Below are 844 nucleotides of genomic sequence, written 5' to 3'. Positions count from 1 at the left end.
ACCGCGTTCTTCGTCGGCGGGACGATGTTGCCGACGCCCTCGGCGGCGTTCGCCCAAACCGCGGCCGACCTGTTCCTCAACCCGCTAGGCTTCGACGCCGGCGACGATCCGACGGTCTGCGTGATCGGTGCCGGCATCTGCGATTCCCCGCTGCAGGTGCTGACCACCCCGCAGCTGATCCTGCAGGGGCACAGCAGTTTCGTCGGCGCGGCCGAGATCGTGCGGGCGGTGCACGCCCAGCTCGACGCCAACCCGGGCGCCTACGATGCCGACAACCCGCTGTGGATATTCGGCTACTCGCAGGGCGCCACGGCCGGTTCGATCGCGATGGCCCAACTGGCCCACGACGGCGTCAACCCGCAGTTGCTGCATTTCGTGTTCATCGGCAATCCGGTCGGTGCCGACACCGCGTCGGAGGGTATGGGCGGGGTTTCCTCCTCCGACTTCTTCGACACTGCTCTGCTGTCGGGTGTCCAGACCCCGAACAACTGGTTCGCGGTAACCGATTACACGATCCCCGGAGATCCGGTCACCGACCCCACGTCCACCTCTGAGCTCGGTTTGTTCTACGAGCACATGATGTATCTGGGGCTCACGCCCGATCAGGTGGCCAACCACCTGGCCACCACCGACGGCGCGATCACCGACATCGACATCTCCGGTGACTTCGACCAGTTCGGCGCCTGGATCAATGCGTGGAGCCACGGGCTGGTCGACAGCGGTTGGTGGGAAGGCTTGTTCTACTCAGTTGTGGCGTTCTTCTACAGCGCCTTCGGCAACATCGAGGGCTTCTTCACCGAATGGATGGGCATCGACTGGGGCGGGGTGGAAGACACGCTCGACT

The 844-nt window shown here is 64.7% G+C and carries 1 protein-coding gene; it reads left to right on the top strand.

What is annotated here, in order from left to right; genetic code table 11:
* Positions 1-24: 24 nt before the first annotated feature.
* Positions 25-844, top strand: an 820-nt coding sequence (locus tag A5771_RS24625) for a PE-PPE domain-containing protein (RefSeq protein ID WP_234782954.1), incomplete at its 3' end; no start/stop codon positions are given.

Origin of the sequence: Mycolicibacter sinensis, from assembly GCF_001667375.1 — a bacterium.
GTDB lineage: Bacteria > Actinomycetota > Actinomycetes > Mycobacteriales > Mycobacteriaceae > Mycobacterium > Mycobacterium sinense_A.
The sequence above is the reverse complement of the archived record's forward strand: the minus strand, read 5'-3'. Positions and strand labels throughout refer to the sequence as shown.